The organism is Leucobacter sp. Psy1 (assembly GCF_020096995.1).
In the GTDB taxonomy this organism is placed as follows: Bacteria; Actinomycetota; Actinomycetes; order Actinomycetales; family Microbacteriaceae; genus Leucobacter.
Genome location: NZ_CP083692.1, coordinates 2,289,679 through 2,315,845, shown reverse-complemented (window position 1 = coordinate 2,315,845; position 26,167 = coordinate 2,289,679). Strand labels below are relative to the sequence as shown.

At 67.6% G+C, this 26,167-nt stretch carries 23 protein-coding genes; 9 read left to right on the top strand and 14 right to left on the bottom strand.

Going from position 1 to position 26,167, the window contains the following annotated elements; translation table 11 throughout:
- Positions 1 to 2: 2 nt before the first annotated feature.
- The gene (locus K8P10_RS10960; protein ID WP_224778955.1) at positions 3 to 770 is read right to left on the bottom strand and encodes an alpha/beta hydrolase; all 768 of its coding nucleotides are present in this window, start codon (positions 768 to 770) and stop codon (positions 3 to 5) included.
- Between the two features lie 62 nt (positions 771 to 832).
- Between K8P10_RS10960 and K8P10_RS10955 the strand changes: the two genes are divergently transcribed.
- On the top strand, positions 833 to 1,399 hold the full coding sequence (locus K8P10_RS10955; protein WP_224778954.1) for a DUF4916 domain-containing protein: 567 nt from the start codon (positions 833 to 835) through the stop codon (positions 1,397 to 1,399).
- Positions 1,400 to 1,414: 15 nt separating this feature from the next.
- On the opposite strand, the gene K8P10_RS10950 is transcribed toward K8P10_RS10955, so the two are convergent.
- The 5 genes from K8P10_RS10950 to K8P10_RS10930 all read right to left on the bottom strand — a co-directional run bounded on the left by K8P10_RS10950 (position 1,415) and on the right by K8P10_RS10930 (position 6,063).
- Positions 1,415 to 2,497 carry an aldo/keto reductase gene (locus K8P10_RS10950; RefSeq protein WP_224778953.1) on the bottom strand — a complete coding sequence of 361 codons (1,083 nt, stop codon included), beginning with the start codon at positions 2,495 to 2,497 and terminating at the stop codon, positions 1,415 to 1,417.
- 21 nt (positions 2,498 to 2,518) lie between these two features.
- Positions 2,519 to 3,031: a GntR family transcriptional regulator gene (locus K8P10_RS10945; RefSeq protein WP_224778952.1), complete on the bottom strand. Its 513-nt coding sequence runs from the start codon at positions 3,029 to 3,031 to the stop codon at positions 2,519 to 2,521.
- A gap of 18 nt (positions 3,032 to 3,049) precedes the next feature.
- Positions 3,050 to 3,535 (bottom strand): glutathione peroxidase, encoded by a 486-nt coding sequence (locus tag K8P10_RS10940; RefSeq protein WP_224778951.1) that lies wholly within the window; start codon positions 3,533 to 3,535, stop codon positions 3,050 to 3,052.
- 49 nt (positions 3,536 to 3,584) lie between these two features.
- The gene (locus tag K8P10_RS10935; protein WP_370631854.1) at positions 3,585 to 5,186 is read right to left on the bottom strand and encodes a DASS family sodium-coupled anion symporter; all 1,602 of its coding nucleotides are present in this window, start codon (positions 5,184 to 5,186) and stop codon (positions 3,585 to 3,587) included.
- Positions 5,187 to 5,292: 106 nt separating this feature from the next.
- Complete coding sequence (locus K8P10_RS10930; protein ID WP_224778950.1) at positions 5,293 to 6,063, bottom strand: sulfite exporter TauE/SafE family protein; 771 nt, start codon at positions 6,061 to 6,063, stop codon at positions 5,293 to 5,295.
- Positions 6,064 to 6,308: 245 nt separating this feature from the next.
- On the opposite strand from K8P10_RS10930, the gene K8P10_RS10925 reads away from it, so the two are divergent.
- Positions 6,309 to 8,348, top strand: coding sequence for a BCCT family transporter (locus K8P10_RS10925; RefSeq protein ID WP_224778949.1), 2,040 nt, complete (start codon positions 6,309 to 6,311; stop codon positions 8,346 to 8,348).
- A gap of 19 nt (positions 8,349 to 8,367) precedes the next feature.
- Here K8P10_RS10925 and K8P10_RS10920 read toward each other — a convergent pair whose 3' ends face one another.
- Positions 8,368 to 9,282, bottom strand: a complete 915-nt coding sequence (locus K8P10_RS10920; protein WP_224778948.1) for a formylglycine-generating enzyme family protein — start codon at positions 9,280 to 9,282, stop codon at positions 8,368 to 8,370.
- A gap of 35 nt (positions 9,283 to 9,317) precedes the next feature.
- Between K8P10_RS10920 and betC the strand changes: the two genes are divergently transcribed.
- From betC to K8P10_RS10895, 5 genes are all read left to right on the top strand, one after another.
- Complete coding sequence (gene betC / locus K8P10_RS10915) at positions 9,318 to 10,850, top strand: choline-sulfatase (protein WP_224778947.1); 1,533 nt, start codon at positions 9,318 to 9,320, stop codon at positions 10,848 to 10,850.
- 183 nt (positions 10,851 to 11,033) lie between these two features.
- On the top strand, positions 11,034 to 12,068 hold the full coding sequence (locus tag K8P10_RS10910) for a substrate-binding domain-containing protein (RefSeq protein ID WP_224778946.1): 1,035 nt from the start codon (positions 11,034 to 11,036) through the stop codon (positions 12,066 to 12,068).
- A gap of 4 nt (positions 12,069 to 12,072) precedes the next feature.
- On the top strand, positions 12,073 to 13,119 hold the full coding sequence (locus K8P10_RS10905) for an ABC transporter permease (RefSeq protein WP_224778945.1): 1,047 nt from the start codon (positions 12,073 to 12,075) through the stop codon (positions 13,117 to 13,119).
- A complete protein-coding gene (locus K8P10_RS10900; protein WP_224778944.1) occupies positions 13,116 to 13,988 on the top strand; it encodes an ATP-binding cassette domain-containing protein in 873 nt (290 codons plus the stop codon). The genes K8P10_RS10905 and K8P10_RS10900 overlap by 4 nt, the downstream gene beginning before the upstream one ends.
- Positions 13,989 to 14,043: 55 nt before the next feature.
- Entirely contained in the window at positions 14,044 to 14,901 is an 858-nt protein-coding gene (locus K8P10_RS10895) for an inositol monophosphatase family protein (protein WP_224778943.1), read from the top strand.
- A gap of 48 nt (positions 14,902 to 14,949) precedes the next feature.
- Here the strand turns inward: K8P10_RS10895 and K8P10_RS10890 are convergent, their stop codons facing one another.
- From K8P10_RS10890 to K8P10_RS10880, 3 genes are read right to left on the bottom strand one after another with little or no spacing between them, the layout of a single operon-like run.
- On the bottom strand, positions 14,950 to 15,930 hold the full coding sequence (locus tag K8P10_RS10890) for a TAXI family TRAP transporter solute-binding subunit (RefSeq protein ID WP_224778942.1): 981 nt from the start codon (positions 15,928 to 15,930) through the stop codon (positions 14,950 to 14,952).
- Complete coding sequence (locus K8P10_RS10885) at positions 15,927 to 17,378, bottom strand: HAMP domain-containing sensor histidine kinase (protein WP_224778941.1); 1,452 nt, start codon at positions 17,376 to 17,378, stop codon at positions 15,927 to 15,929. The genes K8P10_RS10890 and K8P10_RS10885 overlap by 4 nt, the downstream gene beginning before the upstream one ends.
- A complete protein-coding gene (locus K8P10_RS10880; RefSeq protein ID WP_224778940.1) occupies positions 17,375 to 18,040 on the bottom strand; it encodes a response regulator transcription factor in 666 nt (221 codons plus the stop codon). Before K8P10_RS10880 ends, K8P10_RS10885 begins: the two co-directional genes overlap by 4 nt.
- A 197-nt stretch (positions 18,041 to 18,237) precedes the next feature.
- On the opposite strand from K8P10_RS10880, the gene K8P10_RS10875 reads away from it, so the two are divergent.
- Positions 18,238 to 19,530, top strand: coding sequence for an Nramp family divalent metal transporter (locus K8P10_RS10875; protein WP_224778939.1), 1,293 nt, complete (start codon positions 18,238 to 18,240; stop codon positions 19,528 to 19,530).
- Positions 19,531 to 19,598: 68 nt separating this feature from the next.
- Here K8P10_RS10875 and K8P10_RS10870 read toward each other — a convergent pair whose 3' ends face one another.
- The 4 genes from K8P10_RS10870 to K8P10_RS10855 are packed head-to-tail and all read right to left on the bottom strand — an operon-like array spanning position 19,599 to position 22,407.
- The gene (locus K8P10_RS10870) at positions 19,599 to 20,348 is read right to left on the bottom strand and encodes a sulfite exporter TauE/SafE family protein (RefSeq protein WP_224778938.1); all 750 of its coding nucleotides are present in this window, start codon (positions 20,346 to 20,348) and stop codon (positions 19,599 to 19,601) included.
- Entirely contained in the window at positions 20,345 to 20,803 is a 459-nt protein-coding gene (locus tag K8P10_RS10865) for a SprT-like domain-containing protein (RefSeq protein ID WP_224778937.1), read from the bottom strand. Before K8P10_RS10865 ends, K8P10_RS10870 begins: the two co-directional genes overlap by 4 nt.
- 3 nt (positions 20,804 to 20,806) lie before the next feature.
- Complete coding sequence (locus K8P10_RS10860) at positions 20,807 to 21,658, bottom strand: spermidine synthase (protein WP_224778936.1); 852 nt, start codon at positions 21,656 to 21,658, stop codon at positions 20,807 to 20,809.
- A gap of 32 nt (positions 21,659 to 21,690) precedes the next feature.
- Positions 21,691 to 22,407: a phosphatase PAP2 family protein gene (locus K8P10_RS10855; RefSeq protein ID WP_224778935.1), complete on the bottom strand. Its 717-nt coding sequence runs from the start codon at positions 22,405 to 22,407 to the stop codon at positions 21,691 to 21,693.
- 253 nt (positions 22,408 to 22,660) lie between these two features.
- Between K8P10_RS10855 and K8P10_RS10850 the strand changes: the two genes are divergently transcribed.
- Positions 22,661 to 26,164, top strand: coding sequence for a DNA-directed RNA polymerase subunit beta (locus K8P10_RS10850; RefSeq protein WP_224778934.1), 3,504 nt, complete (start codon positions 22,661 to 22,663; stop codon positions 26,162 to 26,164).
- Positions 26,165 to 26,167: the final 3 nt, after the last annotated feature.

Below are 26,167 nucleotides of genomic sequence, written 5' to 3'. Positions count from 1 at the left end.
ACTTAGTGCAACTTCGACGACGATCCAGATCCGCCCGCGATACCCGTCGGCACGTGCGTGATCAAGAACGCGGCGATGTCGGCTGCCTCGCCCGGACCGATCGAGTGGCCGACGCCCGCGTACTCGCGCACGGTCGCCTCGACATGGTGGGGGAGCCACTCGGCAAGCGCCTGCACACGTGCCGTATCGATGACCGGATCCGCGGGGTCCCGCCCCCAGAAGACCGGCGGCCGCACTTCCGAGAGCAGCACGTCGTGCTCGCCGAAGCCCGGGGCGACGAAGCCTGAGCATACGACGGCCGCCGCGAAGCGCTGAGGCGCGATCCGCAAGAGGGACGTGACCATGCAGCCGCCCTGCGAGAAGCCGAGCAGCATCTGCCCCGACAGTCCGTGTCCCGTGGCCACGCGCACGCGCTCCTCAACGCCGTCGAGCCAGTCGATCACGGCCTGCGCAGCCCGTGCATAGGGTGTCCCCTCGAACCGCTCCACCGACGGCTCGGGCGCCGCCTGGCCGGCTTCGGTGACGACGAGCGGTGCCCACGCGAACCCGCCGTACTCGTGGACGGGCAGGGGAGCGCGCAGCGATGCGCACACGTATCCGGTCGGTAGTGCGGGTGCGAGGCCCAGCAGGTCGGTTTCGGACGCACCGAAGCCGTGCAGCAGGATCAGCAGCGGTCGCTCGGCGAGCAGCGCGATCGCGTGCTCTTCGAGTGCGGGTGCGCCGTCCACCGTCCACTGCACGGGTGCCGGGTCGATCGTGAAGTCACTCATGACCACAGCCTAACGAGGGGCCCGTGCACGTCGCACCCGATTCGACGGTGCAGAATGGCAGTATGAGCATCGACACCGCCGACCTGCCGGATCCGGACGATCGCCCCACCCCGAACGACAATCCCGGGTGGCTCAGCGAGGACGAGCTCAGGTTCGTCCGCGGTCGTCTGCCGATCGTCTACATCGAAGCCGTTCCCGTGCGCCTCGACAGTCTCGGTCGGATCACCGAGGTGGGGCTGCTCCTGCGGAGCACCCCTGAGGGTGTGATGACCCGATCCCTGATCGCGGGGCGCGTGCGATTCGGCGAGACGCTGCGCGAAGCGCTGTTCCGGCATCTGGAGAACGACCTCGGACCGATGGCGTTCCCTCAGATGCCGGTCTCGCCGGTGCCGACGCAGGTCGCCGAATACTTCCCCATGCCGGGAGTCAGCGCGTTCGTCGACGAACGGCAGCACGCCGTCTCCCTCGTCTTCGTGGTGCCGGTGACCGGCAGCTGTGACCCCCGCCAGGACGCCCTCGAGGTCTCCTGGATGTCACCGGAGGAGGCGCTCGCCGTCGACACGCTCGACGAGTTCCACGGCGGTCGCGGAACGCTCCTGCGTCAGACGCTTGCAGCGCACGGCTGCTGAGCCGGAGCCGGAAGCTCAGGCCGGATCGCTCGTCCGTTCGAACGTCTCCGCCGTCACGGTCGGCAGCGGGCCGCCCTCTCGCGCCGACCGCCAGTTGTCGATGCCGGCTTCGACGGCCAGCTCCTCGATCGCCGCGAGTTCATCGTCCGAGAAATCGAGTCGATCGAGCGCTGCCAGGTTCTCCTCGAGCTGGGACACGCTGCTCGCCCCCGCGACGAGACTGGTCACGCGCGGATCGCGCAGCGCCCACGCGATCGCGAGCTGGGCGAGCGACTGACCGCGCGCCGAAGCGATTCGGTCGAGGCCCCGGAGGCGATCCCGAAGCTCATCCGTGACCCATGATGCGTCGAACGAGCCGCCCTGTGCCGCGCGAGCGTTCTCGGGGATCCCGTCGAGGTACTTGCTCGTCAGCAGGCCCTGCCCGAGCGGGCTGAAGCCGATGATCCCCATCGCCTCGTCTGCGGCGGCATCGATGAGCCCCTCGGTCTCGATCCAGCGGTTCAGCATGGAGTACGAGGGCTGATGAATCGTGAGCGGTGTGCCGAGTTCGCGCATGAGCGCGGCCATCTGGCGCGTCGCCTCGGGCGAGTAGGAGGAGATGCCGACGTAGTGGGCTCGGCCCGACCGCACCACGAAGTCGAGGGCGCGCGCCGTCTCCTCGATCGGGGTGCCGGGATCGGGACGATGGGAGTAGAAGACGTCGACAGCGTCGAGGCCCAGTCGCTCGAGGGATCGGTCGAGACTGGAGACGAGATACTTGCGTGCGCCGCCCGACCCGTAGGGGCCTGGCCACATGTTCCAGCCCGCCTTGGTGGAGACGACGAGTTCATCCCGGTAGGGCGCGAGGTCGGTCGCGAGCAGTCGCCCGAAGTTGCGCTCGGCCGACCCTGCAGGCGGGCCGTAGTTGTTCGCGAGGTCGAAGTGGAACACCCCGAGATCGAACGCGCGCAGCACGATGTCGCGCTGCGTCTCGAACGCTCGATCGTCTCCGAAGTTCTGCCAGAGGCCGAGCGACAGGGCGGGAAGCTGGAGTCCGCTGCCTCCCGAGCGTCGGATGGGGGTGCGTGCGTACCGGTCGTCTGATGCCACGAAGCTCATGCCGCGATGCTATCGTCCCCGCTACTTCGCGACCAGGGTCGTCTCGAAACGGTAGAGGTCGGGGCGGTAGCAGTGCATGCCGTACTCCACGACCTCGCCGGCGTCGTTGAAGACGACGCGCTCCGTCGTGAGAACCGGGCCGCCGCGGGCGACACCGAGCAGGTCGGCCTCGTCGCCGTGCGCGAGCCGTGCGCTGATCGCCTGGTTCGCGATGCGGATCGCGACACCGCGCGCGCGGAGCACCTGGTACAGGCCGCGGGTGTCGAGGTCCCCCTCGGTGATGTCCGTGTACGGCACGGGCAGATAGTTCTCGAGAATAGCGACCGGGGTGCCTTCGGAACTGCGCACGCGGCGCAGGTGCAGCACGTTACTTCCCGGAGCGACGCCGAGCTGCGTCGCGATCTCCGCGGGAGCCGGAACGATCGCGTGCACGAGTGAGCGGGTTGTCGGGGTCCGGCTCGTGCTCTGCAGATCGTCGTAGAGGCTCATGAGCTCCATGGCTCGGCTCTGCGGCCAGGCGGTTGCGTTCGACATCTGCTCCTCCTTCGTCGGTCAGGCCGGGAGGCCTGCTTCGATTGCGGCGATGATTTCGGGGTCGTCCGGTCGGGTCTTCGAACGGAAACGCGAGATCGAACCGTCCGGGGCGATGACGAACTTCTCGAAGTTCCAGCGCACCCGTCCTGCCTTTCCAGAAGCGTCGGGTACTTCGCGGAGCTCCGCGAATAGCGGGTGCTGGCCTCGACCGTTGACCTTGACCTTCTCCATGAGCGGAAACGACGCCCCGTACGTCACGGAGCAGAACTCCTGAATCTGCTCGGCGCTGCCGGGTTCCTGGCCGAGGAACTGGTTGCAGGGGAATCCGAGCACGGTGAACCCCCGAGATCCGTAGCGTTGTTGGAGTTCCTCGAGCTGCTCGTACTGCGGTGTGAACCCGCACTTCGACGCGACGTTCACCACGAGCACGACCTCGTTCGCATGCTCGGCGAGCGAGGTCTCTTCGCCGCTGATCGTCGTGAGTGGAATATCGCGGAGGCTCATATCTGCATGGTACGCCGGGCGGCTGATCGCCGCTCAGGAGACTTCTGGTTCAGTAGACGATGCCGAACACCCATACCGCGAGTGTCATGGTGGTCAGACTGATCATGACGATGCCGGCGAGGTTCAGGAAGACACCGGCCTTCGCCATTTGCCCGATCGTGACGTAGCCGGTGCCGTAGACCACGGCGTTCGGCGGCGTCGCGACCGGCAGCATGAAGGCGCACGTCGCCGCGAGTGCCACGGGGATCGTGAGGAGCATCGGGTCGACGCCGATACCGATCGCGATACCCCCGACGAGGGGGAGGAACGTCGCAGCGGTCGCGGTGTTCGACGTGATCTCGGTGAGGAAGAGAATCGCTGCGGTCAGGATCACGACCATGAGGACGACCGGAAGCCCCCCGATGCCCTCAGAGACCTCGCCGATCCACTCAGTGAGTCCGGAGTTCGAGAACTGGCCGGAGAGAGCCAGGCCTCCGCCGAAGAGCAGGAGAACACCCCAGGGGAGCTTCACCGCCGACTCCCAATCGAGCAGGCGGACCCCGCGTGCTGCGCCGGCCGGAATGAGGAAGAGCAGGAGGCCGGCCGTCATCGCGATGCCGGCGTCCGAGATCGGCGGGTCCTCGAAGAGCAACGGAACCGCAATCCAGCTCACCGCGGCGAGGACGAAGATAGTGAGTACGAGCTTCTCGCCGGTCGACACGGGCCCGAGTTTCGCGATTTCTGCGCGAATGACCTCTCGGCCACCTGGGATCGTCTGCACCTCGGGCTTGTACATGACCTTGACGAGCAACCACCAGGTGAACGCGAGCATGATGATCGACAGCGGCATGCCCACCACCATCCACTGGCCGAAGCCGATCGTGATGTCGTGCTCCTGGCTGAGGTAGGCGGCGAGCAGAGCGTTCGGAGGCGTCCCGATGAGCGTTCCGAGAGATCCGAGTGACGCTGCGTAGGCGATGCTCAGCATGAGCGCAGTGCCGAACTTGGTCTTGATGGCTCCTGCGGCCCCCGAACCCTTCTCGATGACGCCCTTGCGCTCCATCGCCTCGCTCACGAGCTCGAGCACCGACAGACCGATCGGGAGCATCATGACCGCCGTCGCGGTGTTCGACACCCACATGGAGAGGAAACCGGTCGCGACCATGAAGCCCGCGATGAGCGCGCCCGTGCGCTCGCCCATGGCGTTGAGAACGATCAGCGCGATGCGACGGTGCAGGTTCCACCGCTGCATCGCCAGTGCGATCATGAAGCCACCCATGAAGAGGAAAATGATGTTGTTGCCGTAGCTCGCGCCGACCGAGTCGACGGTCACGGGATTTTCATCACTCCCGGTGGCGAGGATCGGGAACGCGACGAGTGGAACGAGCGCCGTTGCTGGGATCGGAAGCGCCTCCGACATCCACCACACGGCCATGAGCCCGGCGATAGCCGCTGTCAGGCGAGCATCGTGAGGAACGTCGTCCGGCATGATCGTGTACAGCAGCGCAGCGAGGATCAGGCCGCCTGCGAAGCCGATCCACCGCGTGCCCGCCGTGCGCTGGGAGAGTCCCTCGGCCCGTTCTCCCGGCGATTGGAGCTGCACCTCCGTGTTCGCGGTGGGAAGGGGCGACATATGCGCAGCGCGTTCGCCTGCTGGCCGTGAACCGGACATCTCGATGCTCCATTGGATCGTCTCCCGCAGGATCCGCCGCGGGCTGCATTCATTGTCAGCACACCATCCGGTCGATTCGCAACCATTGTCGGGTTGCGATCGCGTCTCATGCGGTCGTGAGGATCTCGATGGCGCCTCGAGTGATCGCTGCGACGCCGCCAAGCGCGGCGAGCGTCATTGCGAGCCTCCGAGCTAAGGACACGGGTACGAACCGCACCAGGGCGGTGGCGATGCCGATGCCGATGATCACGGTTGCCGGAATGCCGATCACCAACCAGATGAACGGGACGTCCAGCGCGGCGTGCTCCCCGACGGAGCCGACCGTGAGTTTCGCGACCACCGACGCCGCGCCCATCGTCATGAAGATCGGTTGCAGCGTTGCGGAGAAGCGGAGCTGATCCCAGCGGGACACTCTCGAGTAGATCACCATGACGGGAGCCGCGACACCCGATGTGGTGTTGAAGAATCCGCCGATGAATCCCGCGACAAGTGCGGCGGATCGGTGTTTCCACTCGGGGAGCCGTCGCAGCGTGACGGTCACGAGGAGTGCGAGCACAACGATCGTCCCGAGCAAGACCGAGAGCCAGCCTGTCGGAAGCACGCTCACCAACCACGCGCCGGGCCAAGCGCCGACGGCGGCGGCCGGCGCGATCAGCAGGTACGCCCGCCAGTCGATGCGGCTCCACACCGCGAACATGATGAGCAGGCCGGAGACGATGGTCGTCATGTTCGTCACCAGAACCCCGAATGCCGGGCCGAGAAGCAGCGAGAGAACCGGGGCGACGACGAGTCCGACGCCGGTACCCGAGAGCCTCTGGAGGATCGTGCCGACCAGCACGGCCGAGGCGATGATCGACAGTGTTCCCAGAACGCTCACGTCATCGAGTCTAGGGGCGAGGGCCGCCGGGGCAGGGTCTCGATGGTCCGTCCAGGAGCGCTGGGCCCTGCTACCATCAGCTGGCATGACGGAAACCCAGGGCATCGCCGCGATCCGCGGCACCGCTGGGTACGCCAATGATTCCTGGACACCGGCGGCCATCGGCTGGTGGGGGAGAGAGCCGTAGCGACTCGCTGCGCACCCCCATCCACTCCTCCATTCGATGTCGAAAGGCCGACCCCGTCATGTCCGAAGATCGTCCGTCCACGCCCGATCGAGAACCCCACCCGAGAGCAGATCGACCTCAGCGACCCGGGATCCCGTTCGCCGGTCTCGATTACCAGCGGCCGGACCTGCAGAAGTCCGAGTACCCGCACAACATCCATCCTGCGCTCGTGCCTGGCATCGCGATCGACGAGCAGCGACGCGACTACCGCATCGGCAAGTTCGTCTTCTCCGTCGCCGGAATTCTGACGGTCGCCTTCGTGATCTGGGGCGTCGTCAGCCCCGAGAGCGTCGCATCGGTCGCCCAGGTCGCGTTCGACTGGGCGACCGGCAATCTCGGATGGTTGTTCAACGCGATCGCCACGGTCGTGCTGGTGGCGCTGCTCATCATGGCGTTCTCCTCCTACGGCAAGATCAAGCTCGGGAAGGACGACGAGAAGGTCGAGTTCAGCACCTTCGCGTGGGTGGCGATGCTGTTCGCCGCCGGCATCGGCATCGGCGTCCTCTTCTTCGGCCCGTCCGAGCCGCTCACCTACTTCACCTCACCGCCGCCACTCACCGCTGAGGCTGAGTCGACCGAGGCGTTGCACCGGGCGATGGCGCAGACGTACTTCCACTGGGGATTCCACGCCTGGGCGATGTACGCGCTCGTCGGCGGCTCGATCGCCTACGCAGCGTACCGGCGCGGGCGCTCGCTCCTGATGTCCTCGGTGTTCCGCACGCTCTTCGGGGAGCGCGCCACCGACGGGTTCGCCGGCAAGCTGGTCGACGTGTTCGCGATCGTCGCCACGCTCTTCGGTACGGCGGCGGCGCTCGGCATCGCCGCGATGCAGATCGGTACCGGCGTGAGCATCGTGACCGACGCGGGTCCGCTGACGAACAACATGCTCGTCGTCGTCATTGCGATCCTCACGGTGGGCTTCATCGTCTCGGCCGTCTCGGGGGTCTCGCGCGGCATCCGCTACCTCTCGAGCATCAACATCGTGCTCACCGTCGGCATCGTCCTGCTCGTCCTCTTCCTCGGACCGACGCTGTTCCTCATGAACCTCTTGCCGTCCGGCCTCATGGAGTACTTCGGGTCGATGTTCGACATGATGGGCCGCTCGCTCTCCTGGGGAGCGGAGACGCAGGAGTTCCAGTCGATCTGGACGGTCTACTACTGGGCGTGGTGGATCTCGTGGTCGCCCTTCGTCGGCACGTTCATCGCGCGCATCTCCCGCGGTCGGAGCATCCGCCAGTTCATTCTCGGCACGATCTTCATCCCGTCGTCGCTGCTCTTCGTCGCCTATGGCGTCATGGGTGGCACCTCCATCTGGATGTACCGCGAGGGGAAGCCCGGCTTCTCCGCCGACATGGCGCCGCCTGAGGTGTTCTTCACGCTGATCGACAACCTGCCGTACGTGGAGTGGTTGCCCTTCGTCGTGATCCTCGTGCTGGCGATCTTCTTCATCACCTCGGCAGACTCCGCATCGGTCGTCATGGGCATGCTCACGACGCGAGGGGATCAATCGCCCAGCCGCTGGGTCGTGATCTTCTGGGGTCTCGTGATGTCGGGTATCGCGGTCGTCATGCTGCTGCTCGGCGACGCGACAGCGCTCGAGGGTCTGCAGCAGCTCGTCATCGTCACGGCGGTGCCGTTCGCGATCATCATGATCCTCATCATCATCGCCTGGTTCAAGGACCTGAGGACCGACCCTTATACGCTCCGCCACCACTACGCGGACAATGCCATGCGCAACGCCGTGGTCGAGGGCGTGGACCGTTACGGCGACGACTTCGCGCTGCAGGTGGTCGAGACGAAGCCGGGGGAGGGCGCCGGAGCGGATGTCGACTCCCACGACGAGATCTACACCTCCTGGTACCAGCGGACCAACGAGGATGGCGAGCCGGTGGGCTACGACTTCGAGACCGACACGTGGGAGGACGGCTACGACCCCGAGACCGGACAGATCGCCGCGATCACCGGCGAGGACGGCCGGCGGGCCGACGAGGACGGCCGGAAGACCGGAGAGGAACGCACACCGGGCGAGGATCGGAAGCCCGGTGATGAGCCGGCGTAAGCCGGGGTTCGGTTCGCCGTCACCCGGTATCGACGGCGAGCCGGAACCCGGTGTGTCCGAGCGACGTATCCGCCGTCGCTGCGGTGCGCGCGGAGGTGCGGTAGCGGCGGCAGTAGGAGTCGTGGCAGAGGTACGATCCGCCGCGCATGACCGGCCGCTGGTCCAAGTCGCTGAAGGTGCCTGCGGACCACTCCCAGACGTTTCCCGTCATCTGGTGCAGGCCGAAGGCGTTCGGATGAAAGCCGGAGGCGCACGCGGTTCCGACGGGAGCCGACGGCGCGTCGGGGAACCGGCCGGGGAACGTGTTCATGCGCGGAACGCCTCCCGGCTCGCGCACCGACCCCCAGGGGAACGGCTGCTGATCGAGGCCGCCCCTGGCCGCGAACTCCCACTCAGGTTCGGTGGGGAGGCGGCAGCCAGCCCATGCAGCGTAGGCCTCTGCGTCCCGGTGCGACACATGGGTCACCGGATGGTCGGCGCGAGCCTCAACCGAGGTGCCGGGTCCCTCAGGGGAGAACCAGTGCGCGCCGGTAACGCGGCACCACCAGGGGGCGTCCACCACACGTGGCGAGTCCGCGCGCGTGCGCTCCGTGAGCCTGCCGGCGAAGACCAGCGAATCGCCGTGGCGCTCCGCATCGGTGAGATACCCCGTAGCGGCGACGAAGACGGCGAACTCCGCGTTCGTCACGGTCGTCGCCGCGATCGCGAACGGAGCAACGTGCACGGTACGCACCGGCCCCTCGAGATCGGCAGCGTACGCCGCGGGATCCTCGGATCCCATGCGGAATGCTCCGCCGGTCAACCCCACCATCCGCAGATCCCGCGGCGCACCCGCGGCGAGCGCTTCCAGCTCGGATCGCCGGATCGCACCGCCACCACCCGACAGGGACGGCCCCGCCGTCCGATCCGGCCCGCAGCACGCTCCCACACTCACCTCCAGATTGCCGTACAGAAAGGTACCGAAAGTCTATGAGACCGCCGAACATCGTCGTGATCCAGGCCGACCAGATGGCGGCGCAGGCACTCGGAGCGTACGGAGACGAGGCCGCGCAGACGCCGCACATCGATGCGCTCGCCGCCGAGGGGGCGGTGTTCGACCGTGCGTACTGCAACACCCCGCTGTGCGCGCCCTCCCGTGCTTCGATGATGACCGGCCGCATGCCGTCCGACATCGAGTGCTTCGACAACGGCGACGACTTCCCGGCTTCCACGCCGACGTTCGCGCATCATCTCCGAGCCGCCGGGTACCACACGGCCCTCATCGGGCGCATGCACTTCATCGGTCCCGACCAGCATCACGGCTTCGAGGAGCGCCTGACCACCGATGTCTACCCGGCCGACCTCGACATGGTGCCGGACTGGCGGCGGCCGCTGTCGGACCGGCTGCAGTGGTACCACGATGCCGATTCGGTCTTCACGGCTGGCGTCTCCTTGGCCACGGTGCAGCAGGACTTCGATGACGAAGTGGGCTTCCGCGCACTCCGCCACCTGAACGACCGCGCCCGAGCGAACCGGTGGGAGGGGGAGGAGATCCCGTTCCTCATGGTGACCTCGTTCATCCACCCGCACGATCCGTACGAGCCGCCGCGCGAGCACTGGGACCGATTCGCGGGGGTCGATATTCCGCCACCGGCGCATCCGGAGGTTCCGGATGCCGCGCAGGATCCCCACACCCATCGGCTCCGCGCCATGAGCGGGTTCGATCTGCGCGAACCGGCGGCCGCCGATGTGCAGCGAGCCCGTCGCGCCTATTACGCAGCCGTGAGCTACATCGACGATCACGTGGGGCGAATCCGCGAGCGGCTCGCCGACCTCGAGCTCGCGGAGAACACTGTCGTCATCGTGACGAGCGATCACGGGGACATGCTCGGCGAGAAGGGGCTCTGGTACAAGATGTCCCCGTACGAGCAGTCGGCGCGGGTGCCGCTCATCGTGTACGGTCCCGAGCATCTCATGCCCCGCGGACGCTTCGCCGCACCGGTCAGTCTGCTCGACCTCCTGCCCACGCTGCTCGACATCTCCGGTGCCGACGCCGACGAGGCCGCTCCGGGCGATTCCCTCCTCGCCATCGCTCGTGACGAAGCTCGGGGCGAGGAGCACGTGCGGGCAAGACAGGTGGTGATCGAGTATCTGGCGGAGGGCACTCAACGGCCGCAGCTGACGCTCGTCAGCGGCTCCCTCAAGCTCGTCGTCTGCCCCGGAGATCCCGATCAGCTCTTCGACCTCGATGAGGATCCGGACGAACTCACCAACGTCGCATCCGACGCCGGATACGCCGATGCGCTCGCAGCGCTCAGATCCGCGCTCGCAGCGCGATACGACCTCGACGCACTCGAGTCCGCGGTCTCCCACAGTCAGGCGCGCAGACGGCTCGTCGCGGCGGCACTGCAGGCCGGTCGCGCGCGGCACTGGGACTTCGACCCCGACCCCGAGCAGCGGTACGTGCGGGGCGACTTCTGGGACGCACTGGAACGCGGCAAGCTCCCGGATCCATCGCGCTAAGGTCCCCATCCCTCGCGCTGAACAGCCGGCCCTCCGCCGGGTGTGGCAATATACTTGCGGACGCCTCCGGAATCCGAAGTCGGGTCACACCCGCAGGCGGCGTCGCGAGACGCGCGTGCCGCACGCGCGGTCGAAACGGATGCGTGCCAGAGCGCCCGTCCGCTGAACACGATGGAGTGCAACATGATCAAGTCACGTTCGGGGCGATGGAGCCGCTCGGGGGTGTTCGCCGCCCTGCTTGCCGCGGGTGCCCTGACACTGACCGCGTGCAGCGGCGGGCCCGCCGGGGCGGGCGCCGGAGGAGGGGCCGCAGAAGACCTCCCGGAGCTCCGGGTCGCGATGGTCACCCATCAGGCACCGGGAGACACGTTCTGGGACGTCGTCCGCGGCGGTGCAGAGTCCGCTGCGCACCGGAACAACGTCGACCTCCTCTACAGCTCCGATCCGGACGGCGCTCGGCAGGCCCAGCTCGTCGAGCAGGCCATAGACCAGGAGGTCGACGGCATCGTCGTGACGCTCGCGAAGGCTGACGCCATGTCCGGTGCCGTCGAACAGGCGGTGGAAGCGGGGATCCCCGTCTTCAGCATCAACGCCGGAGAGGACCAGTACCGCGACCTCGGCGTCGTCGCGCACTTCGGTCAGAACGAGTTCATCGCCGGCCAGGCCATGGGCGAGCAGCTCAATTCCGAGGGTTCGGAACAGGCCGTCTGCGTGATCCACGAGCAGGGCCATGTCGGCCTCGAGTCGCGGTGCGAGGGGATTGCGGACACGTTCGACGGAGCGGTCGAGGTGCTCTACGTCAACGGACAGGACATGACCAACGTCGCCTCGACGATCACCTCGAAGCTCCAGACGGACACCGACATCGACTTCGTCGTCACCCTCGGCGCGCCATTCGGACTCGCCGCGATCGACGCCATCGCCGACGCCGGCAGCGACGCCCGTCTCGCCACGATGGATCTGAACCGCGAGGTCTACGCGGCCATCGACGAGGGGAGCATCGTCTTCGCCTCCGACCAGCAGCCATGGCTGCAGGGGTATGCATCGGTCGAGGCCGTGCGGCTCTACTCCGAGGGCGGCTACGTGCTCGGAGGCGGCCAGGCCGTGCTGACCGGGCCGGCGGTGATCACCCAGGAGAACCTCGACACCGTCGCCTCCCAGTTCTCCGAAAACGGGGACGAGAGCGCCGGAGACGAGAGCACCGCGGACGCGGAGTGACACCATGACCATCGCAACCGCCCCGGCCCGCGACGAGCGGATCGCCTCCGGCAACTGGTTCACGCGCTTCTTCACAAAGCCCGAGGCGGGGGCGACCGCGGCCGCGCTGGTCGTGTTCATCCTCTTCGCGGCAGTCGCCCCGCAGTTCACCCAGCCGAGCTCGATCGCGACGACGCTGTACGGTGCGTCGACGGTGGGCATCATGGCCCTCGGCGTCTCCCTCCTCATGATCGGCGGAGAGTTCGACCTCTCGGCGGGCGTCGGCGTCATCTCGAGCGCGCTCGCCGCATCGCTGTTCGTGTACTGGTTCGGCACCAACGTCTGGGTCGGAGTCGTCTTCGGGCTGGTCTTCTCGCTGCTCGTCGGGTTCATCAACGGATGGCTGCTCATCAGGACTCGTCTCGCCAGCTTCATCGTGACGCTCGCGACGTTCTTCATGCTGACGGGCCTCAACCTCGGTCTCACCCGCTTCATCACGGGAGGCGTGGCGAGTCCCTCGATCGAGCAGTGGGCCGGGTTCGACTCGGCGGTCGCGGTGTTCGCCTCCGACGTCCCCGTTCTCGGCGTCAATGTCAAGATCACGGTCTTCTATTGGATCGCCCTCGTCGCGGTGGCGACGTGGATCCTCCGGCGCATGCGCATGGGGAACTGGATCATCGCCTCCGGTGGTGCGCCGGACGCCGCGCGTGCCGTCGGCGTGCCCGTAGCTCGCACGAAGATCGGGCTCTATATGGGCGTCGGATTCTGCGCGTGGCTGCTCGGCATGCACAATCTGTTCGCGTTCAAGACGGTGCAGTCTGGCGAGGGGATCGGCAACGAGTTCCTCTACATCATCGCCGCGGTCGTCGGTGGCTGTCTCCTGACCGGGGGAGCCGGCTCGGCGATCGGCGGTGCTATCGGCGCGCTGATCTACGGCATGGCCCTGAAGGGCGTCGTCTACGCGGAGTGGAACCCCGACTGGCTCCGCTTCTTCCTCGGAGCCATGCTGCTCGGTGCGACCGTGCTGAACTTCTGGCTGCAACGGCGCGCGGCGAAAGGACGGGGGCGATGAGCGCAGCAGATCTCGCGCACTCCGGTGCTCCGAGTGACCCCCTGGTCGAGCTCCGGAACGTCGGTAAGCGGTACGGCAACGTGATCGCGCTCCAGGACGTGAGCCTCGCGGTCGGCGCCGGCGAGGTCTTATGCGTCCTCGGCGACAACGGGGCGGGGAAGTCCACGCTCATCAAGATCATCTCCGGCCTTCACCCCCACGACGATGGAGTGTTCGAGATCTCCGGGACGCCGGTTGCGCTGGCCTCTCCCCGGGACGCGCTGAATCGTGGCATCGCCACCGTCTACCAGGATCTCGCGGTTGCGCCGCTCATGCCCGTCTGGCGCAACTTCTTCCTCGGGTCCGAGGTGACGAAGGGCCGCGGACCATTCCGTCGTCTCGACACCGAGTTCATGCGGCGAACCGCCAGGCATGAGCTGCAGGCCATGGGGATCGACCTGCGCGACGTCGACCAGCCGATCGGTACCCTCTCGGGCGGCGAGCGGCAGTGCGTCGCGATCGCACGCGCGGTGTACTTCGGCGCACGCGTGCTGATCCTCGACGAGCCGACCGCCGCGCTCGGGGTGAAGCAGTCAGGGGTCGTCCTGAAGTACATCGTCCAGGCGCGTGAACGCGGCCTGGGAGTGATCTTCATCACGCACAATCCGCACCACGCCTACCCGGTCGGGGACCGATTCCTGCTGCTGAAGCGGGGGCGCAGCATCGGGTACCACGAGAAGTCCGAAATCTCGCTCGCAGAGCTGACCGGGCTGATGGCCGGCGGCGCGGAGCTCGAGCAGCTCGTCCATGAGCTGCGGGAATCCGGGTCGGAGGACGCTTCTGAGGTGCTGCACGAGATCGAGGAGCAGCGAGGCGGATCCTCGTCCTGAACTCGGGCTGCTACCGTCGGGCGGAGTGCCGTCCCCCATCGCGAGGAGTTCGTCCGTGTCTGTTGCAGCATCCGCCCACGCGTCCACCGCGCTCCGCCGATCCGCCGAAGTCGCGGCCCGTGCAGGCGCGGCAGTGGCGATGCAGGGGTTCCGCGCGCCTGGTCTCGTCGCGCACGAGAAGACCGACCATCACGACCTCGTCACCGTCTACGATCGCGGCAGCGAGGAGGCGATCCGGGAGGTGCTGCTCGACCGGCACCCCGACTCCGCCGTGCTGGGGGAGGAATACGGGCTCGTCGGCGATGAGGATGCTCGCCTCGTCTGGCACGTAGACCCGATCGACGGGACGGCAGCGTACGCGACCGGCCTCGCCATGTGGTGCGTCTGCATCGGCGCCGAACTCGACGGGAGGATCGTCGCCGGAGTGGTCTTCGATCCGGTAGCCGATCAGATGTTCGCGGCCGATGCGGATGGCGCGACCCTGAACGGCGACCAGCGACTCGATGCTGCCGGCCGTGGAACCCCTGCCCGGGCGACCGTCTTCTCGCACTTCCCCTGGCCGCGAGATCTCGTGTGGGCGCCGGACGCGGCGATGGAGCAGTTCCGGCGGGTGACCGAGGAGTACGGCACGGTCCGCTCGATCGGCAGCGGGGCGCTCGCGATGTGCGCCATCGCGGCGGGATGGGCCGACGCCGTGCTGAACCTCGGAGCGAACTCGTGGGATGTCGCGGCGAGCGCCTTCATCCTCAGGCAGGCAGGCGGGGAGTACACGGCCTACAGGTCAGGGGAGCGCGTCGACCCCGAGCGCGATCATCACTGCGGCAACTATGTCGCGACGGTGCGGGACGCCCGCTTCGACACGCTCCACGAGCTGGTGCGGTTCCAGAGCGGTCGAGACGCCGCGCTCGGCTGAAGTGCCGCGTCGCCCTCGGGGCCCGCTCGATTTTGAGCCGAGACGCACCTACCCGTGGAAGCGCCGGTACGCCTCGGCTGCGGCGGGGTGCAGCGGCTGTCCGCCCGTGGAGATGAGCGTCTCGGGGCTGAGGAACTGGATGCCGGCGCTCGACGCGGGCACGAGGGCACCCGCGTGCTCGATGAGCAGCTCCACGACTTCGGCGACGACGCGATCGTCGAGGTCCGGCCGGCAGAGGAGCAGGTTCGCGACCCCCACGGTGCCGATGGTGTCCGTGCCCGCGTAGGTGTGCTCGGGGACGACGCCCTGCTCGTAGACGCCCGGGTACCGGTGTCGGAGCTCGGGGAGCACGCTCGAGAGGTCGAGCAGCCGGAGGCCGAGGCGCTCATTGAGCGCCGTGATGCTGCCGATCGGGATGCCCCCTGAGATCATCATCGCGTCGACGTCGCCGCGCTCGAGCGCCTGGAGGCCGTCGTTGAGTCCGAGTCGCAGGTCTTGCGACGGTGCGGCAGGGCCGGTGAGCCCGGCAGCTTCGAGTATCCGGCCACCCGTGAGCCGGGTCCCTGAGCCGGGCGCACCCGTGGCGACGACTCGGCCTGAGAGATCGGCGACGGTGCGCACGGGGCCGTCGCGACGCACGACGCAGTGGAAGTAGTTCTGGTAGATGCGTCCGATTGCCACGACGTCGCCTCCGGCGACCTCATCGGAGGCGGCGACGGTGTCGAGGAGGGCGAGACCGAGGTCGGCCTCGCCGGCGACGATCAGTTCGATGTTCTCGCGGCTCGCCTCCGAGACGAGCGCCTCGGAGTGCTCGGCGACGTCGTGTCGGGTGAGTGCGTCGGCGAGCAGCGTCGCGAACTCCTGATAGAGACCGCCCGCCTCGCCTCCGGCGACGCGGAGCCGCGTCGCGGGAGGGCGGGCGACGCACCCGGAGAGTCCGAACGCGGCCGCGGCTCCGAGCGCACCGAGACCCGCGAGCCCGAGCAGGCCGCGGCGGCTCACGAGGAGGCGGCTATCGTGTGATGTCACGCCTCCTCCTCGGGGGTGCGGCGCGTCTCGGGGTCACTCATCGGTGCGGTGAGGCGCGGCAGTTCCAACGTTGCGAGGAGTCCGCCGCCGTCCGCGGTGGCAAGCGCGAAGCGCCCGGCATTGGCCGCTGCGAGCCGTTCGACGATGGCGAGGCCGAGGCCGGTGCCGACGATCCCCCGATGCTTGGCGCTCCGCCAGAACCGCGAGCCTGCCTGCTCCAGTTCATCGGGAGCGAGTCCGTCCCCGTGATCCCGCACGGTGAGGGTCGCGCGACGACCCTCGGCGACGATGTGGATGTCGATCGGAGCTGCGGGCGCGTACTTCATGGCGTTCTCGATGAGTTCGCCGACGATCTGCCCGAGGTCGGCGCGATTGCAGCGCATCGAGATCTCTCCGCGGGTGGCACCGGTGATCCGCACGGGGGCGCCGTGCGCCGCCACCAGGGGAGCGAGCCGCTCGAGCTCTTCGGCGACGACCTCGACGGGATCGACTTCCGGCAGCTGCGTGATCGCCGCGGTATCGATGGGGCCCTGCGCTCCGCGTTCCGTGGCGCGGTGCTCAGCGCTCGCGACGCGGAGCACCGCGGCGAGGAGCGCTTCGACGTGCTCGAGCTCGTGCTGCACGGTGCGCAGCGCCTCGGGGCGGTTCTCCTCTGGCACCATCGCGAGCGTATCGACCCGCAGACGCAGTGCTGCAACGGGATTCCGGAGTTGGTGGGAGGTCTCGGCGATGAGCTGGCGCTGCTGTTCCAGGCTCTCGGTCACCGTCGCGGACATCGCCGAGAATGCGCGCTGCAGCTGCCTGAGCTCTGGCGGTCCGCCCTCCTCGATCTCGCGGGCTCGCTCGGTCTGCGCGAAATCCTGCACGGCGGTCTGGAGGCGTCCGATAGGGCCGAGAATCCAGGCGGTGACCCGCCAGGCGAGCAGGAACAGGGCGGTGCCTGAGACGACGGCGACGAGGACGACGGCCAGCCAGCGCTGCAGCACCGCGGCTCTGGCGTCATCCGTTTCCACTTCGAGCACGACGGCGCCGAGCACCTGGCCGGAGGTGCCGAATGGGCGGACGATGAGCTCCTGCTCCGCGCTCCACGGGGTCACCATCGGCAGTTCGGTGCGCGGCAGATTCATCGCGGCGCGACGGAGCGTCTCCGCGACGCCCGGGTCGTCTGGGTGCAGGTCGCCCGAGACGAGATGCCGGTCGCCGATCCGCACGATCACCCCCTCTTCGTAGAGGTCGGAGTACCGCTGCATTTCGATGTCGAGTTGATCGGTGCTGCCGTCCGCCTCGGCTTGAGCCGCGAGCTCCACGAATCGGTTCAGCGATGCGACCCGGTTGATCTGCAGCTCACGGGTGACATCGCGGCTCGCGGCGAACACGAGGGTGAGTGAGACGAGGGCGACGAGCAGCGCGAGCAGGGCGCTCAGCAGCCCGAGCACGCGCAGTTTCACGGGGTTCCCGGTTCGAAGCGGTACCCGACGCCTCGCACGTTCACGATGCACCCGGGGCGATCGAGCTTGGATCGCAGGCCGCTCAAGTGGACGTCGAGCGAACGCGAGACCGCGGCGAAGGCGTCGCCCCAGAGGGTGTCGAGGATCTGCTCGCGCGTCACCACGGAGCCCGCGCGCTCGGCGAGGACCGCCAGCAGATCGAACTCCTTGGCGGTGAGGCCGAGCTCGCGCTCGGACAGGTGAGCGCTTCGCCCGTCGAGGTCCATGGTGAGATCACCCGCGACGATCTCTCGCCGCTCGGGAACCGCGGAGGGAACGCGCCTGGCGACGGTCTCGATGCGCGCGAGCAGCTCGAAGAGCCGGATCGGCTTCACGAGGTAGTCGTCGGCGCCGAGGCGCAGTCCCCGCACCACGCTGCGCTCGTCGTCGCGAGCCGTCAGAATCAGGACGGGTTTCTCCGTTACCTGACGCAGTTTGCGCAGCGCCTCGAGTCCATCCATGTCGGGCAGCCCGAGGTCGAGCAGGATCATGTCGCCCTCGTGGTGACGCAGCAGAGCGTCGGCACCGCGGTCGACGCGCACCGCTGCGTGACCGGCGGCGCGCAACGCGTCTCCGAGAGCGGCTGCCATCGAGTCGTCGTCTTCGACGATGAGCAGATCCATGGGTATCAGCGTAGCGCCAGGGCGTGCCCCGCCCGCGCACGCGGGTGCATCAACGGGGTGCACCTGCACGATTCCTAAGAGAGTGTTAAGAGTGGCCGCGCGGCTTCGCACCTCGACTCGGCGGTCGTACGGTGGAACGGCACATGGCCCGAACCGCGCGTTCGGGCGACACCGAAGACAAAGGAGTCATGGGCGCGATGAAGCAGTCCGAGCCGACGCAGTTCGTCGGAAACGAAGGTATCGAGAGCGGCGGCAAGCCGAAGTGGAAAGTCGTGGGGCCCGGCCTCGTCGTCGCGGCCACCGGCGTTGGCGCGGCAGACATGGTGGCGACGCTCGTCGCCGGCAGCCTGTACGGGTATGGGCTCCTCTGGGCGGTGATTCTCGGCGTCTTCCTGAAGATCGTGCTCGTCGAGGGCGCGGGCCGCTTCACGCTCGCGACGGGGAAGACGATCTTCCAGGGCTGGCGCTCGCTCGGCAAGTGGACCACCTGGTACTTCGGTCCTTACATCATGATCTGGGGCTTCGTCTACGGTGCGACGGCGATGAGCTCGGCAGCCATGCCGCTGGCGGCGCTCTTCCCGGCAATCGATCTGAAGATCTGGGCCGTCTTCATGGGCCTCGCGGGCTTCACGATGATCTGGTTTGGCAAGTACGCCTTCTTCGAGAAAGTGACGGCGGTCTTCGTCGGCATCATGTTCGTCACGGTCGTCGGTCTCGCCGTGATCGCAGTGCCGAACATCCCCGAGATGTTCGCAGGCCTCGTCCCGATGATCCCCGAGGGCGGCGTCGTCTACACGCTCGCACTCGCCGGCGGCGTGGGCGGCACCATCACCCTTGCGGCATACGGCTACTGGCTCCGCGAGAAGGGGTGGGCGACCCCGAAGTGGATGCGGGTCATGCGCATCGACAACTCGATGGCCTACGTCATCACCGGCATCTTCGTCATCGCGATGCTCATCGTCGGCGCCGAGGTCGTCCGTTCCGCAGGTGTGGTGCTCTCGGCGGGAGACGCCGGTCTGCTCGACCTCACCGACGTGCTGAAGGAGCGTTACGGCGACGTGGTCGGTGTGGGCTTCCTCATCGGCTTCTGGGCGGCCTCGTTCTCGTCGATCATCGGCGTGTGGAACGGCGTTTCACTCATGTTCGCCGACTTCTGGGGCAACATGCGGAAGAAGGAGTCGGGCCACCCCGATACCCGCGTGGGCGGCAAGTACTTCAAGTTCTACGTGCTCTGGTTGACCTTCCCGCCCATGATCCTCTTCCTGCTGGATCGGCCGATCGCGCTGATCCTCGCGTACGGCGTGCTCGGGTCGCTGTTCATGCCGTTCCTCGCGCTCACGCTGCTGGGACTCCTCAACGGCAAGCGGATCCCGAAGGAGTGGCGGAACAAGCTCCACACCAACATCGCGCTCGGGGTCACGGCAGCACTGTTCCTCGCCCTCGGCATCAGCGAGCTCGTGAAGGCGGTGGCCCCGCTCTTCGGCGGGTAGCGGCCGGTCTCGGTGCGCGTGAGGGGTGTCGGAGCATAGCGCGCCCGCACCCCTCACGCGTGTCCGCGCTACGACACGATGAGGTACAGCGCCCCGAGTACCGTCAACGCCAGCACTGCCCGCTCGAAGAGACGCTGCGAAATGCGGCCGGCGATCCAACGACCGCACAGCGCCCCGACGAGCAGCGCGGGGACGAGCAGCAGGTCCATGAGCAGCGTGCCAGGGGTGATCAGGCCGAGTCCGATGGAGAACGGCACCTTCGTGAGGTTGATGATCGCGAAGAACCAGGCGGCGGTTCCGAGAAAGGTCTGCACCGGCATGCGGGCGGCGAGGAAGTACATCGACATCACCGGTCCTCCCGCGTTCGCGACCATCGTGGTGAAGCCCCCGAGGGATCCGTAGGAGAGGCGGCCGAAGAGCCCGACCTCGCTGCTGCCGCGCCGCGTTGCACGCCGCCAGATCGTGATGGCGACGAGCACGAGCAGGACGACGCCGATGACGCGGCGCACCCAGGCATCGTCGACGAGAGCGAGGAACACGACACCGGCCAGCAGTCCGACGAGCACTGCCGGTGCGAGTCTGAGAAGTGCGCGCCAGTCCGCGTGCTGCCGGTACATCGAGAGGGCGACGAGGTCGCCGACGATCAGCAGGAGCAGCAGGGCGCCGGTCGACTCCTTCGCGGGCATCAGCGAGGCGAAGATCGCGATCGAGATGGTGTTGGCTCCGGGCATCGACGACTTCGAGAGGCCGACGATGAGGGCGGCGACGGCGAGCAGAGCCCATGCCAGCGGAGTGAACTCGGGCAGCAGGCCCGTCATGAGATGGTCCGCCGACGCCACTCGATGCGGTGGGCCTCGGAGTATCCCCTGGCGCAGGACCCGCACGAGAGCGGTCGGGTCGGACGTCGGAATCGGACGTGCTCGTGTCCGGCGGCGCAGGTGCCCACCCACGGGGCGAGTTCCTTCGCGATCTCGCCGTCGTGCGTCCGCCCACCGACGTAGCCGATATCGGCGGCCATGCGCTTCCACTGCGGCCCGTGCCCAGCCGTCGGCCCGGCCATCGCGTGGGCGACCTCGTGGAGGAGGACCTGGTAGATCTCGTCGTCCTCCCACCGCGAGGCGAGATAGCGGGAGACCGAGATGCGGTGTTCGGTGAAGTTGCAGAGTCCGGCTCGGCGCTTCGCCGTGTCGAAGCGGAACGACCAGCGTGCGGGGTCGAGGTGCATACGTATCAGGGCATCGGCCCAGATTCGGACGCGTTCGAGGTCGGCCATACTTCAGCCCTGGTCGAAGAGTGATCGCGCGGGGAGGGGGGAGTCGACGGCCGTGGCATCGGTGACCGGCGAGGCGCCGCGAATGAAATCGGCGAACTCGTCGCCGATGAGCTGGCGTGCGGGGTGCGGTCCGCTGGCGAGAAGCCGGGGCAGCCATTCCCATGCCGCCCCGCTCGCGCCAGCGACGAGGATCACGTTGCCGAACCGGCGCCCCTTGAGCACCTGCGGTTCACCGATCGCGGCGACGGCGGGGAAGAGCGCGTCGAGCGTTGCTGCCTGGCCCCGCACGAACCGCATGCCAGCCCCGTCCGCAGCGTTCACGACGACCACGCCGTCGGGGGAGAGGAGGGGTGCGATGAGTGCGTAGAACTCGCGGCTCGACACGTGTGCCGGCGTCTGCGCGCCCGCGAAGATGTCGACGACGACGAGATCCATCGCGCCGTGCATGCCGGCCGGCAAGCGTCCGAGCACGTCGCGGGCGTCACCGCGTCGCACGCGGATGCTCGCCTGTTTCGGCAGCGGTGCCGCCTCGCGCACGAGGTCGACGAGGTCGCCCTCGAGCTCGATCACCTGCTGGCGGCTGCCAGGCCGCGTGGCCTCGATGTAGCGGGGCAGCGTGAACGCGCCACCGCCGAGGTGCAGGGCTGAGATCGGACTGCCTGGGGGCCTGCAGAGGTCGATGACGTGGCCGATGCGCCTGATGTACTCGAAGAAGAGGTCGGAGTTGTCGTGGAGGTTCACGTGCGACTGCGGGGTGCCATCGATCACGAGCTGCACGGCTCCTGGCACCCAGCGGTCCTCTTCGACTCGGGCGGTGAGTCCTGAGGAGAGGGTGGTGGTGAGGGGGAGAGTCACGCTCTCAGCCTACGCGCGACCACCGACATGGCTCACCTCGTCCGGGTGCCGGGGCGCGAGGTCATGATGCCGCCCCTGAGCCTGGGCCTGATCGCGATCCGGCGCGCGATGAGCGCGACCGCGATGCCGAGGAGTGCCCCGGCGAGGGTGTCGGTCAGCCAGTGCACGTGGAGTGCGGTCCGGCTCCACATCATGGCGAGGATCCAGGCAGCAGCGAGGATCCCCGCGGCCCGCACGAGCTCGCGCCGCACGCCCTCGGCCCCCAGGAGCACGAGGAACAGCGAGCATGCGAGCGCTGCCGCGCCCATCGAATGGCCTGAGGGATAGGAGAGGCCGGTGGCGTGGTAGAGCGGGTCGGACGGGCGTCCGCGCTCGACCACGACCTTCAGGAGCTCGGACGCGACGACGCCGAGGAGCGCCGCGAGCATCACCGCGAATGCGTCCCGAGGTCGCCGCAGCGCGAAGAGCGCGGCACCGGCGATGGCGGCGGTCGTCGCCCCGCCCACGCTTCCCCCGATGTCCGCGAGCGCGATCGCGACGGCGAAGAGCAGAGTGCCAGGCGCGGCCTCCACCGCCCCGTGCCACCAGCGGTCAACGGGCAGCGCGCCGAGTTCGCCGAAGCGGATCCAGATGCCCCCGAGCGCCACGAGCGCGATGGCGGCGACCGCCCACCACGCCGCGGTCACGGAGGGTCGGGCGGGCGTGCCCGCCTCCCAGAGGATTTGCCCAGCACGTGTTGAACGACCCATGCTCATTCACGCTACAGGTTCGTGTCTGGGATTCGTGTCTGGGGCTCCGTACCCGGTTCGACGGCCGTGGTTGACCTGTGGTATGAGATGGGGTACAGTTGGCAGTTGCACTACGGACACCAGTGTGCCTTCATATAGCGGTCGGCCCCGGGAGCACGCGCGAGAGCGCGCAGACGTCCCGCCCGTGATCCAGAAGCAATATCACTGCAAGACCAGGTCAACCGGCCCGACGGGGCCCACGGAGGTAGTTTCCTTGGCTGCTGCGCCCAACGCATCTTCCACTCATTCACCCCAGAACGGCCGGAATCATCACCGGCTTTCTTTCGCCAAGATTTCCGACACGCTGTCGGTACCGAACCTGCTCGCGCTGCAGCTCGAGAGCTTCGACTGGCTCGTCGGCAACGACGACTGGAAGCAGCGCGTCATCGAGGCCCAGGCGGAGGGGCGCGACGACATCGCCCTGAAGAGCGGGCTCGAGGAGATCTTCGACGAGATCTCTCCGATCGAGGACAACGCAGGCACCATGCAGCTGTCCTTCGAGAATCCCATCCTCGATGAGCAGAAGTTCTCGATCGAGGAGTGCAAGGAGCGCGGCAAGACCTACTCGGCTCCGCTCTACGTAGAGGCCGCCTTCTACAACACCGAGACCCAGGTGCTGAAGAGCCAGACGGTCTACATGGGCGACTTCCCGATCATGACCGACAAGGGCACGTTCATCATCAACGGCACCGAGCGCGTCATCGTGTCGCAGCTCGTCCGCAGCCCCGGTGTGTACTTCGAGCGCTCGCAGGAGAAGACGAGCGACAAGGACGTCTTCACGGCACGCGTGATCCCGAGCCGCGGCGCGTGGCTCGAGTTCGAGGTCGACAAGCGCGATCAGGTCGGCGTGCGCATCGACCGCAAGCGCAAGCAGTCGGTCACGGTCTTCCTCAAGGCGCTCGGCATGACCAGCGAGGAGATCCTCGAGGAGTTCGCCGGCTACGAGTCGATCGCACTCACCCTGGAGAAGGACGGCATCGTCACCCAGGAAGAGGCGCTGAAGGACATCTACCGCAAGCAGCGTCCGGGTGAGCAGGTGGCCATCGAGGCCGCGCGTGCGCTCCTCGACAACAGCTACTTCAACGAGAAGCGCTACGATCTCGCCAAGGTCGGCCGCTACAAGATCAACCGCAAGCTCGGCGTCGACGCTCCGATCACCGACTCGGTGCTCTCGCTCGAGGACATCGTGGCGACCATCAAGTACCTCGTCGGCCTGCACGCTGGCACCGAGACGCTGCCGGGCACCCGTGAGGGCAAGCCGGTCGACATCCGCCTCGACACCGACGACATCGATCACTTCGGCAACCGCCGCATCCGCGCGGTCGGCGAGCTGATCCAGAACCAGGTGCGCACCGGCCTCAGCCGCATGGAGCGCGTCGTCCGCGAACGCATGACGACGCAGGACATCGAGGCGATCACGCCGAACACCCTGATCAACACCCGCCCCGTGCTGGCGGCGATCAAGGAGTTCTTCGGAACCTCGCAGCTGTCGCAGTTCATGGACCAGAACAACCCGCTCGCGGGCCTCACCAACAAGCGCCGTCTGTCGGCGCTCGGCCCCGGCGGCCTCTCGCGCGACCGCGCGGGTGTCGAGGTGCGAGACGTTCACCCGTCGCACTACGGCCGCATGTGCCCCATCGAGACCCCTGAGGGCCCGAACATTGGTCTGATCGGTGCGCTCGCGACGTTCGCGCGCATCAACGCCTTCGGCTTCATCGAGACCCCCTACCGTCGAGTCATCGACGGCAAGGTCACGGACCAGGTCGACTACCTGACCGCGCACGAGGAGGACGAGTTCCTCATCGCGCAGGCGAACGCACCCCTGACGGACGAAGGCCGCTTCGCCGAGGAGCAGGTGCTTGCGCGCCCCCGTGGCTCCGAGGTCGAGCTCGTCGGCGCGGACCGCGTCGACTACATGGACGTCTCGCCGCGCCAGATGGTGTCGGTCGCGACCTCGCTCATTCCGTTCCTCGAGCACGACGACGCGAACCGCGCGCTCATGGGCGCCAACATGCAGCGTCAGGCCGTGCCGCTCGTCCGGAGCGAGAGCCCGGTCGTCGGCACCGGTATGGAGGGCTACGCCGCGATCGATGCCGGTGACGTCGTCACGGCATCGAAGTCCGGTGTGATCAGCGAGGTCTCCGCAGACTTCGTCACGATCCAGCAGGACGAGGGCGGCGTCGGCCGCTACTTCCTCCGCAAGTTCGACCGCTCGAACCAGGGTACGAACTACAACCACCGCGTCATCGTCAGGGAAGGGGAGCGGATCGAGGCCGGCGAGGTCATCGCCGACGGTCCCGCCACCGAGAACGGCGAGCTCGCGCTCGGCAAGAACCTGCTCGTCGCGTTCATGTCGTGGGAGGGTCACAACTTCGAGGACGCCATCATCCTGAGCCAGAACCTGGTGAAGGACGACACGCTCTCGTCGATCCACATCGAAGAGTACGACGTGGACGCCCGCGATACGAAGCTCGGCAAGGAAGACATCACGCGCGACCTGCCGAACGCGTCGATGGAGGCACTGAAGGACCTCGACGAGCGCGGCATCATCCGGATCGGCGCCGAGGTCAACCCCGGCGACATCCTGGTCGGCAAGGTCACCCCGAAGGGCGAGACCGAGCTGAGCGCCGAGGAGCGCCTGCTTCGCGCGATCTTCAACGAGAAGAGCCGCGAGGTGCGCGATACCTCGCTGAAGGTGCCCCACGGCGTCTCGGGCACCGTCACCTCGGTGAAGGTGTTCGACGCGGAGAACGACAACGACGATGAGCTCGGCTCGGGCGTCAACCAGCGCGTGGTCGTCTACATCGCCCAGAAGCGCAAGATCACGGAGGGTGACAAGCTCGCCGGCCGTCACGGCAACAAGGGCGTCATCTCGAAGATCCTGCCGGTCGAGGACATGCCGTTCCTCGCCGACGGCACGCCCGTCGACGTGATCCTCAACCCCCTGGGTATCCCCGGTCGAATGAACTTCGGTCAGGTGCTCGAGATCCACCTCGGGTGGATCGCGAAGCAGGGCTGGAAGGTCGACGAGTCGGCGCTCCAGGACTGGGCGGCACGTCTTCCGCAGGAGGCCATGCAGGCCGAGCCGGGCACGAAGGTCGCGACCCCTGTGTTCGACGGCGCCACCGAGGCGGAGATCGCCGGTCTGCTCGACTCGACGACGAAGAACCGCGACGGCGAGCGTCTCATCGACTCCACCGGCAAGACGCGCCTCTTCGACGGCCGCTCCGGCGAGCCCTTCCCGTACCCGATCTCGGTCGGCTACATGTACATCCTGAAGCTGCACCACCTCGTGGACGACAAGATCCACGCGCGCTCGACCGGACCGTACTCGATGATCACCCAGCAGCCGCTCGGTGGTAAGGCGCAGTTCGGCGGCCAGCGCTTTGGCGAGATGGAGGTGTGGGCACTCGAGGCATACGGTGCGGCCTACGCGCTGCAGGAGCTCCTCACCGTCAAGTCGGACGACATCCTCGGCCGCGTGAAGGTGTACGAGGCGATCGTGCGCGGCGAGAACATTCCGGAGCCCGGCGTTCCCGAGTCGTTCCGCGTGCTCATGAAGGAGATGCAGTCGCTCTGCCTGAACGTCGAGGTCCTCGGCGCCGACGGTGCGGCAGTGAACCTCCGCGATAACGACGACGAGGCGCACCGCACCGCGGAAGAGCTCGGCATCAACCTGTCCACCCGCTTCGAGTCCTCGTCGATCGACGAGATCTAAAGC

Excerpts from the sequence above, each read along its gene's own strand:
- K8P10_RS10960 (WP_224778955.1), bottom strand. The coding sequence starts at position 770 with ATGAGTGACTTCACGATCGACCCGGCACCCGTGCAGTGGACGGTGGAC.
- K8P10_RS10955 (WP_224778954.1), top strand. The coding sequence starts at position 833 with ATGAGCATCGACACCGCCGACCTGCCGGATCCGGACGATCGCCCCACC.
- K8P10_RS10950 (WP_224778953.1), bottom strand. The coding sequence starts at position 2,497 with ATGAGCTTCGTGGCATCAGACGACCGGTACGCACGCACCCCCATCCGA.
- K8P10_RS10945 (WP_224778952.1), bottom strand. The coding sequence starts at position 3,031 with ATGTCGAACGCAACCGCCTGGCCGCAGAGCCGAGCCATGGAGCTCATG.
- K8P10_RS10940 (WP_224778951.1), bottom strand. The coding sequence starts at position 3,535 with ATGAGCCTCCGCGATATTCCACTCACGACGATCAGCGGCGAAGAGACC.
- K8P10_RS10935 (WP_370631854.1), bottom strand. The coding sequence starts at position 5,186 with ATGTCCGGTTCACGGCCAGCAGGCGAACGCGCTGCGCATATGTCGCCC.
- K8P10_RS10925 (WP_224778949.1), top strand. The coding sequence starts at position 6,309 with ATGTCCGAAGATCGTCCGTCCACGCCCGATCGAGAACCCCACCCGAGA.
- betC (WP_224778947.1), top strand. The coding sequence starts at position 9,318 with ATGAGACCGCCGAACATCGTCGTGATCCAGGCCGACCAGATGGCGGCG.
- K8P10_RS10910 (WP_224778946.1), top strand. The coding sequence starts at position 11,034 with ATGATCAAGTCACGTTCGGGGCGATGGAGCCGCTCGGGGGTGTTCGCC.
- K8P10_RS10905 (WP_224778945.1), top strand. The coding sequence starts at position 12,073 with ATGACCATCGCAACCGCCCCGGCCCGCGACGAGCGGATCGCCTCCGGC.
- K8P10_RS10900 (WP_224778944.1), top strand. The coding sequence starts at position 13,116 with ATGAGCGCAGCAGATCTCGCGCACTCCGGTGCTCCGAGTGACCCCCTG.
- K8P10_RS10880 (WP_224778940.1), bottom strand. The coding sequence starts at position 18,040 with ATGGATCTGCTCATCGTCGAAGACGACGACTCGATGGCAGCCGCTCTC.
- K8P10_RS10875 (WP_224778939.1), top strand. The coding sequence starts at position 18,238 with ATGAAGCAGTCCGAGCCGACGCAGTTCGTCGGAAACGAAGGTATCGAG.
- K8P10_RS10870 (WP_224778938.1), bottom strand. The coding sequence starts at position 20,348 with ATGACGGGCCTGCTGCCCGAGTTCACTCCGCTGGCATGGGCTCTGCTC.
- K8P10_RS10865 (WP_224778937.1), bottom strand. The coding sequence starts at position 20,803 with ATGGCCGACCTCGAACGCGTCCGAATCTGGGCCGATGCCCTGATACGT.
- K8P10_RS10855 (WP_224778935.1), bottom strand. The coding sequence starts at position 22,407 with ATGGGTCGTTCAACACGTGCTGGGCAAATCCTCTGGGAGGCGGGCACG.